Genomic DNA, 13702 nt, shown 5'->3' on the forward strand with positions numbered 1-13702 from the left:
GGATACTTCTATATACTAAATTTATAATCTATTGGAAATAACTATAAATCCGCAGGAAAATTGCTAGAAATGAAAAGGTGGTCACAGCTATGCCAATACCCTCTAATTATTCATCACCTACTCGTGTATCCGCTAAAGATCGCGCCTTCTCCCAAATCCAGGAGTGGATTATTGACGGGACACTTCAGCCGAAGGAAAAATTAAACGATGCTGATCTTGCCAAAGCGTTAGGAGTCAGCCGCACCCCTATCAGGGAAGCGCTTCAGCTGCTGAATGTTCAGGGATTTGTCGAAATGTTCCCGGGTGTCGGAACTCAAGTCACTTCAGTTAACCCGGAAGATATCAGCAAGATTCTGCCTCCTTTGGGCGTCCTTCAGGCGCTTGCTGCTGAACTAGCCGCTCCTGTTATCAGCCAGGAGACAATCAATATTCTCAGGGACATCAATCATAAATTCGCCAAAGCTCTAAATGCGGGAGATACCTTCTCAGCTTTGAAGCAGGATGAAAAGTTTCATAATATCATTATCGATCTTGCTCAGAATCCTTATATTTCGAATACAGCTTCCATGCTGCAGGCTCATGTCATGCGGTTATACTATAATAAAACTATTATTTTAAAAGAACGTTCTATTGAAGAACATGAAGATATATTAAAAGCTTTTGAACAAAAAGACAGAGAAAAGGCCGGAAATATCGCACGTGTTAATTGGCTTCGGGCAATTGACGAATATTACACCGGAGAAAAATGATCAAACGGAAAAAGCAGCCACCATCGGCTGCTTTTTCTTTTTACCTAGCTTTTATAGATAATTTCATCAATAATCCCGTATTCCTTTGCTTCTTCGGCAGTCATGAAATAATCACGGTCCGTATCCCGCGCCACTTTTTCTGCAGGCTGGCCAGTTCTTTCTGCAATAATTCCATTGATGTGCTCCCTCAGTTTTAATATCCGTTTCGCCGAAATTTCGATTTCGGTCGCCTGCCCCCTCGCTCCGCCAAGCGGCTGATGAATCATGATTTCACTATTCGGCAAACTGTAGCGTTTTCCTTTTTTCCCTGCCAGCAGAAGCATCGCCCCAAATGACGCAGCCATTCCAGTGCAAATCGTTCTCACATCAGGCTTTATATATTGAATCGTGTCAAAGATGGCAAACCCTGCGGTTGTCGAACCGCCCGGACTATTAATATAAAGAGAGATATCCTTTTCAGGAGATTCCGCTGCAAGAAATAGCAGCTGGGCAATCACACTATTGGCAACCACATCATTAATTTCTTCACCAATCATGATAATCCGGTCTTTTAAAAGCCGTGAGTAAATATCGTAGGAACGTTCTCCTTTGCTGGACTGCTCAATGACATATGGTATGGCTGTCATCTTTATCCCTCCTGTTCTTTGCGGATCTATGCCGCCATACAGAGAGTATTAGAAGGAGATGAAACGGGCAGAACAGGCTTCTTCGAATAGCTTTCCAGGGATTGCAGGAAAGGGATGGACTTTATTAGGATGGACGGGTCTTCAGCCGCCACTGATTGCTGCATCAGATGAAAAAGCTTTTCTTCTTCCTCATTTGCAAAAATATCCTGAGTCTTATCCTCAACTGCGTGTTGAAGCTGCTTCCGTGCACGGGTCAGCGCAGACTTCACTGCAAATTCAGTAGTCTGCATGATATCAGCAATTTCTTTAGTTTTGTATCGAAACCCTTCCTTCAGCGTAAAAATAACTGCCTGTTTTAATGTTAGACGATTAATGAGATGGCTGATTGCTTCTCCTCCACTGGAGATGGAATTCTTCTTTTCACCTTCAGGCGACTCTGCCAGCTGCTCCCGCTTTCTGTTTCGAAGAGTGTCAATCCAGCAATTATAGACAATCTTCTTTAAAAGAGCCTGATTAATTTTCTCAGGCAAATAGTTTTTATAAGCGCGGACGATTGCTTCATGAGCTAGATCGTCCCCATCCCAGCGGTTCTGTGCAAGAAACCGGCTATATCTCTGCAGTGAAGGATAGATATCTGCAATACAGCTTTCCTTCTGTTTTAAGGAACTCCTTGATTCAGCCTGAACTTTCCCATGCTTCATAAACCTGTTCACTCCTTTAATACATCTCTGCTTCTATAACGCATTAAGAGAACAAAAAGATACGGGGGATTAAAATTTTTATCAGTTTATTCTAAGGATAGCTGATTTTATACTGCACCTATACTATTTTTAAGATTAGTTCTGTGTGCTTTCAAAAAAAGCCCCAATCCCATCGGAATTGAGGCTGCATTTTTATATAATCCGTGACGTAACAATGCCTTCTATTTGATTAATCTGTTCAAGCAGTCCAGGGATCACATCGCCATTCACCTTATTATCAATGTCGATCATGGTGTACGCATATTCACCGCGGCTGCGGTTCACCATGTCTGCGATATTCAGCTGGTAGCTTGAAATGGCAAGTGTGATTTGTCCGACCATATTGGGAATGTTTTTATGAAAAGCAGTGACACGCCGCTTGCCAGTGTAAGGAAGAGCAGCATTTGGGAAGTTCACTGAGTTTTTGACATTGCCTGTTTCAAGGAAGTGCTTCACCTGTCTTGCTGCCATGACAGCACAGTTTTCCTCAGATTCCTTCGTTGACGCGCCAAGATGCGGAATCGCCACTGCGTTTTTCATTTTCAGGATATTTTCATTTGGGAAGTCTGTAATATACTTGCCCACTTTTCCATTTTCAAGGGCAGCTGCCATATCTGCTTCATTCACAAGCTCCCCGCGTGAGAAATTCAGGATGTGAACACCCTTTTTCATCATGCCAAAAGAATCTTCATTGAACATTTCCCTTGTATCATCGGTTAATGGAACATGTACAGTAATATAGTCAGATTCTGCAAACACCTGCTCGATGCTCATAGCACGCTGTACATTGCGGGACAGGTTCCAGGCCGTGTCAACAGAAATAAATGGATCAAAGCCAACGACATCCATATCAAGTTCCAGTGCATCATTGGCCACAAGTGCCCCGATTGCCCCCAATCCGATGACGCCCAGCGTTTTGCCTTTAATTTCTTTTCCGACAAATTGCTTCTTCCCTGCTTCTACAAGCTTAGGGATCTGATCTCCTTCGTCTTTCAGCGTTTTGGTCCAGGAGATGCCGGCAAAAAGATTGCGGGATGAAGCCATTAAGGAAGTAAGCACCATTTCTTTTACGGCATTCGCATTGGCGCCAGGTGTATTAAACACGACAATTCCCTGCTCAGTGCATTTCTCCACCGGGATATTGTTCACTCCTGCTCCTGCACGGGCGATTGCTTTTAATCGATCGCCCAATTCCATAGAATGCATATTAAAGCTGCGAAGAACAATTGCATCCGGATTGCCGCTTTCATTATCAATTGTAAAATGATCCTTGTTAAACACTTCAAGACCGCTTGGCGCAATTGCATTTAGTGTTTTTATCGTCTTCACTTTGTCTAAAGTCATGGTACTCACTGGATTCTCCCCTTTTCAACTAACTTTGTCAGATTTTAAAACAGAAAGAGGTAAGGGTAGAATCCCTTACCTCTGCCCAGGCGAACGGCTTCGACACTATGTGCTCCCCCGCGGTGATCCGCGTCTCGCCAGTTACACATAGCCTTTTCGGTTTTTTAAATCTTATCAAAGTCTTCAGAAAACTTCAACCCTTTAAAGCGCTTACAAAAATAAAAAATTTATTTATTTTTCTATGAATAATAAAGTATATTTTTCGTAATTTGTACATTATGCTGCAGAACAGGCTTTTATCCCTTATCCATTCCGTAATTTTCCGCCACCCTCGGTTCCTATTAAGTTTATAAAAGAAAAAACATGTTAAACCTAATACATATCCTAATACCTGTGGGTGAATCATTTGCGTGCTTTATTCATTCTCTTATCACTTTTAGCCGGTACAATCAGCCTCATTGTTTCTCTTGATTATATCCAGGGTCATCCATTATTTGAATCCTGGCAAAGCATAAAAAGTGTTCTGTCTTCCGCACAGGGAGAAGATTATTTTCTTATGGTAATTTTTATCCTTGGTTTATTCGTTATGTACTTGTTACAGGAAAAGAAAAAAAAATAACCGCTATTCACACTTTTCCCAGTTTCCATTTACGCTGGATTGACGCCAATACTAGCAATACAGCAGGAATAGCGAATTGGAAAGCAATATGCAGGAAATAAGGCACTACTTTTAATCCTTCATCCAGATGGCTTTGATAGCTTGGTGCAATCATAATGGAAGAAAGACAAATAATCCCGCCCATAAAATAGGAGGTAAAAACATTTGGCTTCATTTTGAAAAGGTTATTCATTCCGATTACCGCACAATAGAAGAACATGCCCACTTTAATAAACCCCAGAAATACAATCAATAGGATGATAAAAGGATCCAGACGCTGAATAAATCCCCCAATTTCAATATAGCCAACAGCAGCCAATGCCGGGAAGGCCGAACGCTCAAGGAGGTCTGCACCAAGAATACAAATTAAGATTATAGTATTAATAGTTAAATAAATGCCTACATAAGCAATTGCCATACTTCCTGTTTTCAAAATCTTTGTCTTCCGTTTCATTAAAGGAAGGATCATCGTAAATAGAACCAATTCTCCATAGGGAACCGTCATATTAACCGGAAAAATCTCCCCGATGACCGGCTTCCATCCATTAGCCAAAACAGGCCGTAAATTTTCGAGGTGAATCAAGTCACTGATCACATAGAATATCAGGATTAGCAATAAAGTGACTGTCATGACGGCGAAACAGATAATCCCTGCTCTTGCAAATACCTCAAAACCTAAATGAACTGCGTATATCAATGCAAACATCATACAGATACCCAGCGTAATAATGGAGTTTTTAGCATAAGGAGAACTGATCAGCAATTCCTCAACATCACGTAAAACCCTGGACGCGATATATATGAAATAGATAATGTACATATAGCTTATAAGGCTTCCCAGGTATTTTCCTAAAATTTTTTTCACGTATTCTGTCAGCGGCAAATCCGGATGCTGTCTGTAAAGACGATAGTAAACAGCGAAGATTGCCAGCCCGGCAATGGGTGAAAGAATCGTAACGATCCATGCATCCTGGCGTGCTCCGCTTCCAAGATCCAGAAACACGGCTGTCCCAAACATAAAAAGGACCATCAAGCAGAATAATTGTATTCCATCAATCTTATCTTTCGGCATTTACTTCACATCCAGAATTATTGTAGTTTATATGGATCTGTCAGCAACCCTGCGTTCGATATGTTTGCATTCACATTTACTTCAATATCCGCATTTCTAAATAGCGTATTCCATTCTTTCTTGTGTTTTTTCCAGTAATTTGGATCATTTATTGATAGTTTTCTGCCGAAACCAAATACATCGGTTTCCATTTCCTGCGCCAATTTTATTGTTTGCCTTATTTGGCTTTCAGCCTCGTCTTCTAATTTTTTCGCAATCTTTCTTATTTCTTCTTCACTGTCAATTTTAATATAGCATTCCAGTTCTGCAATATAGCCCTTAATATCTGCGTCAACTGCCAGGGTCAATTTTGGTTTTAACTCTGTCTTAATGGTTGACTTTATACCTTTTGTCGTGACGGTCATATTTTTTTTACTGTTACACGGCAGCGGAAAGGATGTATACTCAGCGGCTGAGTTAATTAAATGGGCTGTTCTTGCGATTTTGCCGTCAAACCAGCCGGCTAATTGATCTTTTTTAAACAGTGCCAATCCAGTTACCTCTACGACCGGAGGCTTGATGTCCTGCAGGTTATCCGTCTGATTCTGAGATTTAAGCGGTTTGTTCAAATGAATTCCAGACAGCATAAGGTTCTGCCCTTCACCTGATAAAAGGGAGATAGCCCTGTAAATGGGAACGATTTCTGAGATGGCGTACATTTTTTCATTATTTTCGCTGGTGCTGATGATACTTTTCGTTGGATTGGATTCCAGCGGCTCAATGACCCCCAGAACTTCTTCTGCAGTCGTGTCCCTTGCAATAAAAACAGGAAACGATGAGCGTGATTCACCTCTTTCAAACACATCAAATATAAGCCCCAGCCCCTCTCTTGCAAGAGCCTCTCCAATCACAATCAAAGAAAGATGAGTAACACTGTTCTCTCTTGGAATGATTAAAGACGCCATCCGGTAGGCTTCAATAAACGTTTCTGCTTCGACTGTGTAATTAATAACTGGAAGGCTGCTTCCAGCCCCATTTTGCGAAAAATAACCCGGATTGATTAGTTGATACGTGACCCGATAGCCTGATTCCCTTTCCTGGGGGAGGTCTATGCCAATGGCGATTATTAAACCGACTTCATTTAAATCTCTATAATTGGAACAGCCCGTTAGTAAACCCATTATCAACAGGACTGAAATGACTTTTTTCATACGTTCATCCCTGCTCTTTTATTTGACTTCCGATCAAGGAGCCTCACTTGGATGAGGTGCCTATCCGGACTAAACTGTCTTTCAAATCGCTGACTCTGACCGGTGAGAGTGGAGTGAGATATGGGACTCCTACTGATTTAAGGCTGCAAAGGTGCAGAATAATGCATAAAGAAAACAGGATAATTCCATAGAATCCAATAAAAGCAGCGGCAAAAATAAGAATGAAACGCATTCCGCGTGCGGTGTTCACAATATTAGGGTTAGGCAGTGTGAAGCTTGAGATAGCTGTCGTCGCCACGATGATCACAATTGCCGCTGAAACAAAGCCTGCTTCGACTGCAGCCTGCCCGAGAATAAGTGCCCCTACAATGGAAACAGCCGGACCAATGGCCCTTGGCATTCTAATCCCGGCTTCCCGCAGGACTTCGAAGGCCAGTTCCATTACCAGTAATTCCACAATGGCTGGAAAAGGAACCTGTTCTCTTTGTGCCATGAGCGTCACCATTAAAGTAGTAGGGATTAAGCCATGGTGGTGCGTGATCAGGGCCAAATAAATTGCCGATGCATACATGTTAACGTAAAACGAGCCAACCCGAATGAGTCTTAAAAAAGAACTCACCAGGTAATTGGCATAATAGTCTTCAGGAGAGTGAAAAAATTGGATAAATACAGCCGGCAGAATCAATGCAAATGGTGTTCCCTGTATAATGATCGCAATTTTGCCTTCTAAAAGGTTAGCAGAGACCACGTCTGGCCTCTCTGAATTCTGGAAGAGGGGAAAGATCGTTTTCCTGTTGTCCTTTAAGGCTTCTTCCACATAATTTGTGTCCAATATACTGTCCATATCGATTTTACTAATTCTTTCCTTCACTTCTTTGACGATTTCCTCTTTCGCTATGCCCTCCATATATAAAATGCCTATATCGGTTTTGGTCACTTTCCCTGCTTTTGTCTGTTCAATCCTTAGATTGTTATTTTGTATTCTGGCACGGATCAGCGAAATATTCGTCCCTAAATTCTCTGTAAATCCATCCTTTGGCCCTTTCACCACCGTTTGTGTGGTAGGTTCTGTAATAGACCTTGATTGAATCTTTCTTGTTCCCGCAAGGATCGCCTCTGAATGCCCCTCTATCAAAATAACCGTGTCCCCGCTCAGCAGACCGTCGACTAATACGGGCCATTCATCAATGATATTCACCTTAGGTACCGAAATGATCTGAGTTATTTCATCGGACCAATTTCGAATAGATTTTTGTTCATTACTAAAGGAAAGAATTGGATGCAGAACATTGTCATGCAGGCTTTGTTCGTCAACGATCCCCTGGATATGTATGATAGCTGCTTTTCCATGGTTTGAAAGTATTATATTTCGGACTGATAGATCGGAGCTGTTGCCAAACTGCTCTTTTAAGTATTCAATATTGGAATCAGTACTCTTGCTTATCATTTTATGGTGGCTGTAATGTTTCCGGAACACAATAATTCTCCTTTGGAAAACGAGTCTTGTTTGTTAGTGTGCCCGGTATGAGGAATATCTTGCCTTTTAATTAAAAAAAACCTAACCAATCAGGTTAGGAATTCATGATTCTATATTAACCGGGATTCTTTCACCACTGAGTCTGGTGAACATTCGTATTCTCCCGAGTATTCCACTAGTCCAATCTCGCAATTTTTGCCGATTTTGACATTTTTGCCTCTGACGACAAGAGCTGAGGTGCCTTCAAGTTCGATGTCATCACCTTCAATTAATTCTGCCTCGAGCTTGAGGGGGAAGAGTGATTTGATCAATTTAAACAGGCTTTCTCTATGCTGTGCCACTTTTATCTTTCTTCCGCCAATCTCTTTCGCTTTGCTTTCTCCAAATAGTTTAATATCAATCGTTTCTGCGTTTAGTAAACCATCTATCTTAAAAGCCCCTTCCGCGCGGAAAACCTCCGCTTCACAGTCTCCTGCAATCTTTGCTTTCCCGTTCACTACCATTTCATCGCTTTTTACAGAACCTCCAATGGAGGAATTCCCGGCAACCTCAAGCTTTTGGCTGTGGACAGCTTCTGAAATGGATGCGGAGCCGTTGATATTTAAAGATTCAGCTTTAACTGCTCCATGGATCTTGGCTGCACCGCTGATCTTTCCTTTTTCGGTTTTTACGTTTCCATGGATCGTCCCCGTACCGTTGCAATTGAATCTCTCGCATTCTATATCACTATTTACCGTGCCCTTTCCATTGATTTCGACTTTATTAAAAGATCCTCCATTAACCGATCCAACTCCATTAATGATTAAGTTCCCCAGTGTTTTCATTTCCACAGCATTTCCTCCTATGCCAATTTGGATTTTAATTCCTCAGCACATTGCTCTACCGATATAGCGGCTGCCAATTTTGTCCCTTTTTCGAGAAGGACCTGTTCCCCGTTCATTGAAGCCAGGCAGCTGGACATGCCGAGTTTTCGAATGAAGCAGATCACAGCTTTGGGCTGCTGCAGAATCTCTTGATGATCATTTAATAGCTGAAGGAGCATTTTCCCTTCTTCGATATGGATATCCCCCGATTCCAGCAGGCTGGAAAGTATATAAAGCTTTAAAATCTCATAATAATTGAATTCGTGAATCTCCCCCTGTGTGTCCAGAAAGATATTCATAACCGGATCAGAAGCTATTCCTTTAGCCATCAGACTTTCCTTTGGCAGCTTCAGGTTCGAAGCATTCAATGAAAACAAATTGGCCAGCTCATCCAAAGAAAGGGTATCCTTCATCTTCTGTATCTTTTCAACCCGCTCGAGGATTTTCTCTTTTGGAAAAAAAGTCTCCTGCCCTGTAAACGTTGATTTCCTGACAAACCAGTCCTCAGGTATCAGGTTCTTCCTTTTCCACCGGTAAAGCTGTCCATATGAAATCCCAGTTAAATCCAGAACCTCTTTTTTTGAAATTAATTCATCGCTCAATTCCAGGACTCCTTTCTGATGATACGATTGTAACATAACACTGTTACGCATGAAATGTGTTTTTATTCTTTTTTTCCTGATTTTTTTCGACAAATCTTCCGGAATTCACCACGAAATCAATACTGTTCGCGCTTCTCACTGTAAAACAATGTTTTATTGACACAAAAAAACCTGGCTCATATTGAACCAGGTTTCCCTTCATTCGTATATTTTTAGTAAGTTATACTGCTTTCCAATATACCGGTAATTTTGCCTGCGGTACATCTCTTTTGGAGTATCTTCTCCATCCGCCACAAGAATGATCGTTTTATCCTTATACTGATCCATCACGGATTTCTGCAGGGAGCTGCCGATGCCCTTTTTTTGAAAATCCTCATGGACCATCAGTCCATCAATTTCAGCTGTTCGTTCCTTGATAATGACATCAACAGATCCGGCTGCCTTTCCTTTATAAAATGCAATAAGCTGCTGAATACTTTCATCTTTGTAATTTCTTAAGTGCTGAGCTTTCTTTTTCTCTGCGAAGTTTTCCCCATATACCGAATCCTGCTCATACTGAAATTCCAAATAATCGTTCCATGTTTTATCCGTTACATTTTCAACTTTAATTTCTTCCCTTTCCTGGACTTCCGGAAAATCAGCCGGAAGAATCGCAAATAACTCCAGGAACCCAACCGTATTATCTTTATCCTGCTGAAAGAAAGCCACAAGCTCTCCAGAAAGCTCCTCATCATCCGGAAAATAAAATCTTACATGCTTTTGGCCATTTTTCTGATGAAAATCTCTTAAATATTGATGTGCCTCCTCAAACTCCTGAACGGAAGGCATTCTTTTAAAGGCAATAAAATTGCTGTCATACTGAAGGAGCATGTCAGGATTATGGTTATGAATAATTAGGTCATTTTCCAGAACAGTGTGTCCCGGTTTATAAATATCATGAAATGTGATCTTTTCCATCGGTTTCTCCTAAGAACATTTTATAGGTATTTATACTCTCTGTCTGTTATGAGCACATCATGGCAGCGCATTAAATTCTCCTTTAGTTCCGGAGGGGTATTTTTGCTATCATACGCACACAGGGAAATCAGGTCATGGTCAGAAATGGCATTGCTTAGATTCTTTTCATATTGTTCCACTAACGGAATGTAGTCCTTCACGTTACCCCACTCAACCAGACCCCATGTATATATCTTAGAACTGCTGTCTAAATAAGGCTGAATATGTTTAAGAAAAAAATGTAAATGGTATCAGGATTAAAATTACCGTTAGTGTAATAAAAATCATAATTATTCATAAAATGAACTCTGTTTAATTCCTCTTTTCCTAACAAATTAGTTAATTCTTTATCAATAAGAAAATAATTTCGGTCATTCTCCACAAATAAAACATGTCCGCCGCATCTTACACCAGCCGTTATGTATGAGACCGCATTTTGAAGATAGCAATCCATTTGATCATAGTGATAAAGAATATGACCTCCGTTTGACTTTTGCAGATTATCAAGTAAATCTGTTAACAATTCATTCATTGATAAGTCTCCTTATAACGAAAAAATGTTTGATGTACTTTAACGCTACTCACTCCCAGCTGCTCTTTCTTTATTATATCTAAAAATTGAAAAAAATGGGTGTGTTTTCTCCAGGTTTGCGGTCCACGGCCCAAATAAAAACTCGAGGTAAGTTCCTCGAGTCTGCTGCAATTATAAAATATTATTCATTCTTCCACTTCCGCCCCGGCTATTTCATCAAAGTTAATTTTCTCCAGATCCCCGCTCTCCAGTTGCAGATGAATTTTTCTGCTGATGCCATCCAGTCGGTTTACCCTTCCTTTGTATTCGAGGAAAAATCCTTCCCGCCAGACTTTTACTTTCAAAAGATAAGCAAATTCCATTGCATAGTGAATTTTGTTTTCATATTCCTCCAATTCATATTCATCAATGAGCGGCTTGTTTTGCGCCATTTGATCTCTTTCCAGCTTTCTTAGCATCGCCCGGTGTTCCGGCATGAAGTGAGCAGGCTGCCATTTTATTTTCCCTCTGTCTTTTAGCGGCATAATAAATCCCTCCATATTCTATTATAGAACATTTGTTCTGTTTTAAAACCTAAAAAACAGAAAAAGCTTAAGTTGGTTCATTTGGATAATAAAAGTACGAATGGTAAAATACACTTTAACTCTCAAAAAAAAGATTGGTGAAACAATGAAGCAGCTTCAAATCCAACACCGATGGCTTGGACGCTTGCTGGCGTCCGACCCCGGCCTGATCCGTTTTCAAAAAGCCGGACGGGCCACATTAAGTTTAATGGCTTCGGTATTTACAACTCTATTTCTTATGCAATTGGGTGGGGCAGATGCCGCTCTCGCCCTTACTCCGGCAATTGTTTCCGGAATGGCCGGCATGCTTGGCATCATGATTGTGATGGATGACTCTAAAAAAGGGAAAATGCTCACAACCGGCATCCTTGGATTTTCAGCAATGGCAGGGGTATCAATCGGTTCACTGCTGGCAGAAAGCACAATCTTTACCGATATTTCAATGGTTGCATTAATATTTTTAAGCTTTTATTTGACCCGCTTTGGTGTCCGCTATTTCTCATTATGCATGATCGCATTCATGACACTTTATTTCTCATCTATTCTGCAATTATCAGCCAGCCAGCTTCCTTCCTTTTACTTCGGGATCTGGATTGGGGTCGCGTATGCTTTCCTGTTCAATTTCATTCTTTTTCAGGACACCGCGAAAAACCTGAAAAGAAGCATCCGCTCCTTTCATTTCCAAAGTAATTTTACCTTCAATCTCTTAATTGAGGGAATGCAGGGAGAGCGTATGACTGCTCATCAGCGGGAAGAATTGCGGAGAAACGTGCTTAAACTCCGGGATTATGCTGTAATCGTTTCAGAGTATATCAATGAGGATGATGTGCAGAAATTATGGCAAGGGCTGACTCCATCCCAGCTGAGGTTATATATATTTGATACAGGCATGCTGATTGAAACCCTGACTGACTCCATCCGGAACTTAAAAAAAGCGAATGCCCTTGACATAGAAGAGCTGAGAAACCTCCTGGTCTGGGTCACCCGCTCTCTCCGTGACGCTGAAGTTCTTGCCCATCAATATGAAGAACAAAATCTTCGTGAAGCAGAGCTTGCTGTACAGGCACTTCGCCTGCTTATTATGGATTTGTTCAACAGGGAAGACAAACCGGCAGGATGGCTTTACTTGATCAGGCGGATCGAGTCCCTTGCAAACCATGTCATTGAGGGCGGCATAACTATACAGCAGGCGCTTCATAAAGTAAAAGACAATGAAATAGAAGTATCTGAAGAGACGCCTGATGAAGATGAATCACCTAAGGAAGATAAGAGCCTCAAACTTTCCACCAAAAAAGCGTTTCAGGCATTGACTGCTGCCATCATATCCATCATTGCTGGACAGATTCTTTCGCCTGACCAGCCTTATTGGGTTCTTTTAACAGCCTTTATCGTTCTGCTCGGAACCGAATCAATCGGGCGCATTTATACAAAAGGTTTTCAGCGGTCAGTTGGAACGATTATCGGGGCAGTGATTGGATTTACGCTTGCCAGAGTGGTCAGCGGCCATTCTGTGCTGGAAATTACGCTCATTTTTGCAGCAGTTTTCTTCTCTTTTTATTTATTTGAAGTCTCTTATACATTAATGAGCATGTTTATTACGATGCTGGTCGCTTTTATGTATGACCTTTTACTTGGCGGAATATCATTCTCCCTTATCAGTTCCAGGGTTATCGATACGATTGCCGGTGCCGGCATTGCATTCGGCGTATCTCTATTTATTTTTCCTAAAAAAACGAAGGATAAAGTGGCCGATACGATAAATGATTATCTTCAAGAACTGAAACCGTATGTCACGGCATATGTGCGAAGCTTCCGGGAAGATGTGAATGTTAAGGAGCTTTCAGGCAAAGGCTTCTTATTGGATCAAAAGCTTAAAACCATAAACGTCGAAGCGCAATCGCTGATAAAAAAACCCGGATCTCCGCGCCATGCTGACGTTAACAGATGGATCACCCTTTTTTCAGCCATCAATTACTATGCAAGACATCTGGTGGCTTCCTCCTACCGGAAAGGATTCGACTATCCTGATGAGCTGGTCGATGTTTTCACAAGAATTGAGGAGAAACTTGAATTAAATATTGAAACATTAATGGACCTGATTAAAGAAAGCGGAGACGGCACACTTGTCTATAGTCTGGACCGGGAAAGAGAACAAATTGAACGAATGGCACCACCAAGGCAGCAATCCCAGCGTGATTTGATTCATCATCTTTATTTCGTCTGGAGAATCAACAAAGCGATTGTGGAATTGGCAGAAGAGCTTGGTGCAGGGAAGGAGCAATAATGCTCC

General features: G+C 41.3%; 12 protein-coding genes, 1 pseudogene and 1 riboswitch. Of the genes and pseudogenes, 2 read left to right on the top strand and 11 right to left on the bottom strand.

Features of this window, described 5'->3' with window-relative positions:
- Nucleotides 1-89: 89 nt before the first annotated feature.
- Nucleotides 90-749, top strand: a complete 660-nt coding sequence (locus NAF01_RS15275) for a GntR family transcriptional regulator (RefSeq protein WP_163140964.1) — start codon at nucleotides 90-92, stop codon at nucleotides 747-749.
- Nucleotides 750-793: 44 nt separating this feature from the next.
- Here the strand turns inward: NAF01_RS15275 and clpP are convergent, their stop codons facing one another.
- From clpP to NAF01_RS15335, 11 genes and pseudogenes are all read right to left on the bottom strand, one after another.
- Nucleotides 794-1375: an ATP-dependent Clp endopeptidase proteolytic subunit ClpP gene (gene clpP, locus NAF01_RS15280; RefSeq protein ID WP_035329466.1), complete on the bottom strand. Its 582-nt coding sequence runs from the start codon at nucleotides 1373-1375 to the stop codon at nucleotides 794-796.
- A 26-nt stretch (nucleotides 1376-1401) separates the two neighbouring features.
- Nucleotides 1402-2076, bottom strand: a complete 675-nt coding sequence (locus NAF01_RS15285) for a sigma-70 family RNA polymerase sigma factor (RefSeq protein WP_226617600.1) — start codon at nucleotides 2074-2076, stop codon at nucleotides 1402-1404.
- 192 nt (nucleotides 2077-2268) lie between these two features.
- A complete protein-coding gene (locus NAF01_RS15290) occupies nucleotides 2269-3468 on the bottom strand; it encodes a phosphoglycerate dehydrogenase (protein WP_048010753.1) in 1200 nt (399 codons plus the stop codon).
- A gap of 67 nt (nucleotides 3469-3535) precedes the next feature.
- Nucleotides 3536-3614: riboswitch (ZMP/ZTP riboswitch) on the bottom strand.
- A 471-nt stretch (nucleotides 3615-4085) separates the two neighbouring features.
- Complete coding sequence (locus NAF01_RS15295) at nucleotides 4086-5189, bottom strand: GerAB/ArcD/ProY family transporter (protein ID WP_250800750.1); 1104 nt, start codon at nucleotides 5187-5189, stop codon at nucleotides 4086-4088.
- Nucleotides 5190-5206: 17 nt separating this feature from the next.
- Entirely contained in the window at nucleotides 5207-6379 is a 1173-nt protein-coding gene (locus NAF01_RS15300; RefSeq protein ID WP_226617599.1) for a Ger(x)C family spore germination protein, read from the bottom strand.
- A 43-nt stretch (nucleotides 6380-6422) separates the two neighbouring features.
- A complete protein-coding gene (locus NAF01_RS15305) occupies nucleotides 6423-7856 on the bottom strand; it encodes a spore germination protein (RefSeq protein WP_250800751.1) in 1434 nt (477 codons plus the stop codon).
- 110 nt (nucleotides 7857-7966) lie between these two features.
- Nucleotides 7967-8680: a polymer-forming cytoskeletal protein gene (locus NAF01_RS15310; RefSeq protein ID WP_250802488.1), complete on the bottom strand. Its 714-nt coding sequence runs from the start codon at nucleotides 8678-8680 to the stop codon at nucleotides 7967-7969.
- 17 nt (nucleotides 8681-8697) lie between these two features.
- Nucleotides 8698-9321 (bottom strand): YhbD family protein, encoded by a 624-nt coding sequence (locus NAF01_RS15315; RefSeq protein WP_250800752.1) that lies wholly within the window; start codon nucleotides 9319-9321, stop codon nucleotides 8698-8700.
- A gap of 198 nt (nucleotides 9322-9519) precedes the next feature.
- The gene (locus NAF01_RS15320) at nucleotides 9520-10278 is read right to left on the bottom strand and encodes a GNAT family N-acetyltransferase (RefSeq protein ID WP_250800753.1); all 759 of its coding nucleotides are present in this window, start codon (nucleotides 10276-10278) and stop codon (nucleotides 9520-9522) included.
- 20 nt (nucleotides 10279-10298) lie between these two features.
- Nucleotides 10299-10849: pseudogene (locus NAF01_RS25080) on the bottom strand (MEDS domain-containing protein).
- A 185-nt stretch (nucleotides 10850-11034) separates the two neighbouring features.
- Nucleotides 11035-11373: a YolD-like family protein gene (locus NAF01_RS15335; RefSeq protein WP_163140987.1), complete on the bottom strand. Its 339-nt coding sequence runs from the start codon at nucleotides 11371-11373 to the stop codon at nucleotides 11035-11037.
- A gap of 145 nt (nucleotides 11374-11518) precedes the next feature.
- Here NAF01_RS15335 and NAF01_RS15340 point away from each other — a divergent pair, with 145 nt between their 5' ends.
- Entirely contained in the window at nucleotides 11519-13696 is a 2178-nt protein-coding gene (locus NAF01_RS15340; RefSeq protein WP_226617595.1) for an FUSC family protein, read from the top strand.
- Nucleotides 13697-13702: the final 6 nt, after the last annotated feature.

The organism is Cytobacillus firmus, from assembly GCF_023657595.1.
Taxonomy (GTDB): domain Bacteria; phylum Bacillota; class Bacilli; order Bacillales; family Cytobacillaceae; genus Cytobacillus; species Cytobacillus firmus_B.

Coding starts and splice junctions, on each gene's coding strand:
- NAF01_RS15295 (WP_250800750.1), bottom strand. CDS start 5,189: ATGCCGAAAGATAAGATTGATGGAATACAATTATTCTGCTTGATGGTC.
- NAF01_RS15335 (WP_163140987.1), bottom strand. CDS start 11,373: ATGCCGCTAAAAGACAGAGGGAAAATAAAATGGCAGCCTGCTCACTTC.
- NAF01_RS15310 (WP_250802488.1), bottom strand. CDS start 8,680: ATGAAAACACTGGGGAACTTAATCATTAATGGAGTTGGATCGGTTAAT.
- NAF01_RS15340 (WP_226617595.1), top strand. CDS start 11,519: ATGAAGCAGCTTCAAATCCAACACCGATGGCTTGGACGCTTGCTGGCG.
- NAF01_RS15320 (WP_250800753.1), bottom strand. CDS start 10,278: ATGGAAAAGATCACATTTCATGATATTTATAAACCGGGACACACTGTT.
- clpP (WP_035329466.1), bottom strand. CDS start 1,375: ATGACAGCCATACCATATGTCATTGAGCAGTCCAGCAAAGGAGAACGT.
- NAF01_RS15275 (WP_163140964.1), top strand. CDS start 90: ATGCCAATACCCTCTAATTATTCATCACCTACTCGTGTATCCGCTAAA.
- NAF01_RS15300 (WP_226617599.1), bottom strand. CDS start 6,379: ATGAAAAAAGTCATTTCAGTCCTGTTGATAATGGGTTTACTAACGGGC.
- NAF01_RS15285 (WP_226617600.1), bottom strand. CDS start 2,076: ATGAAGCATGGGAAAGTTCAGGCTGAATCAAGGAGTTCCTTAAAACAG.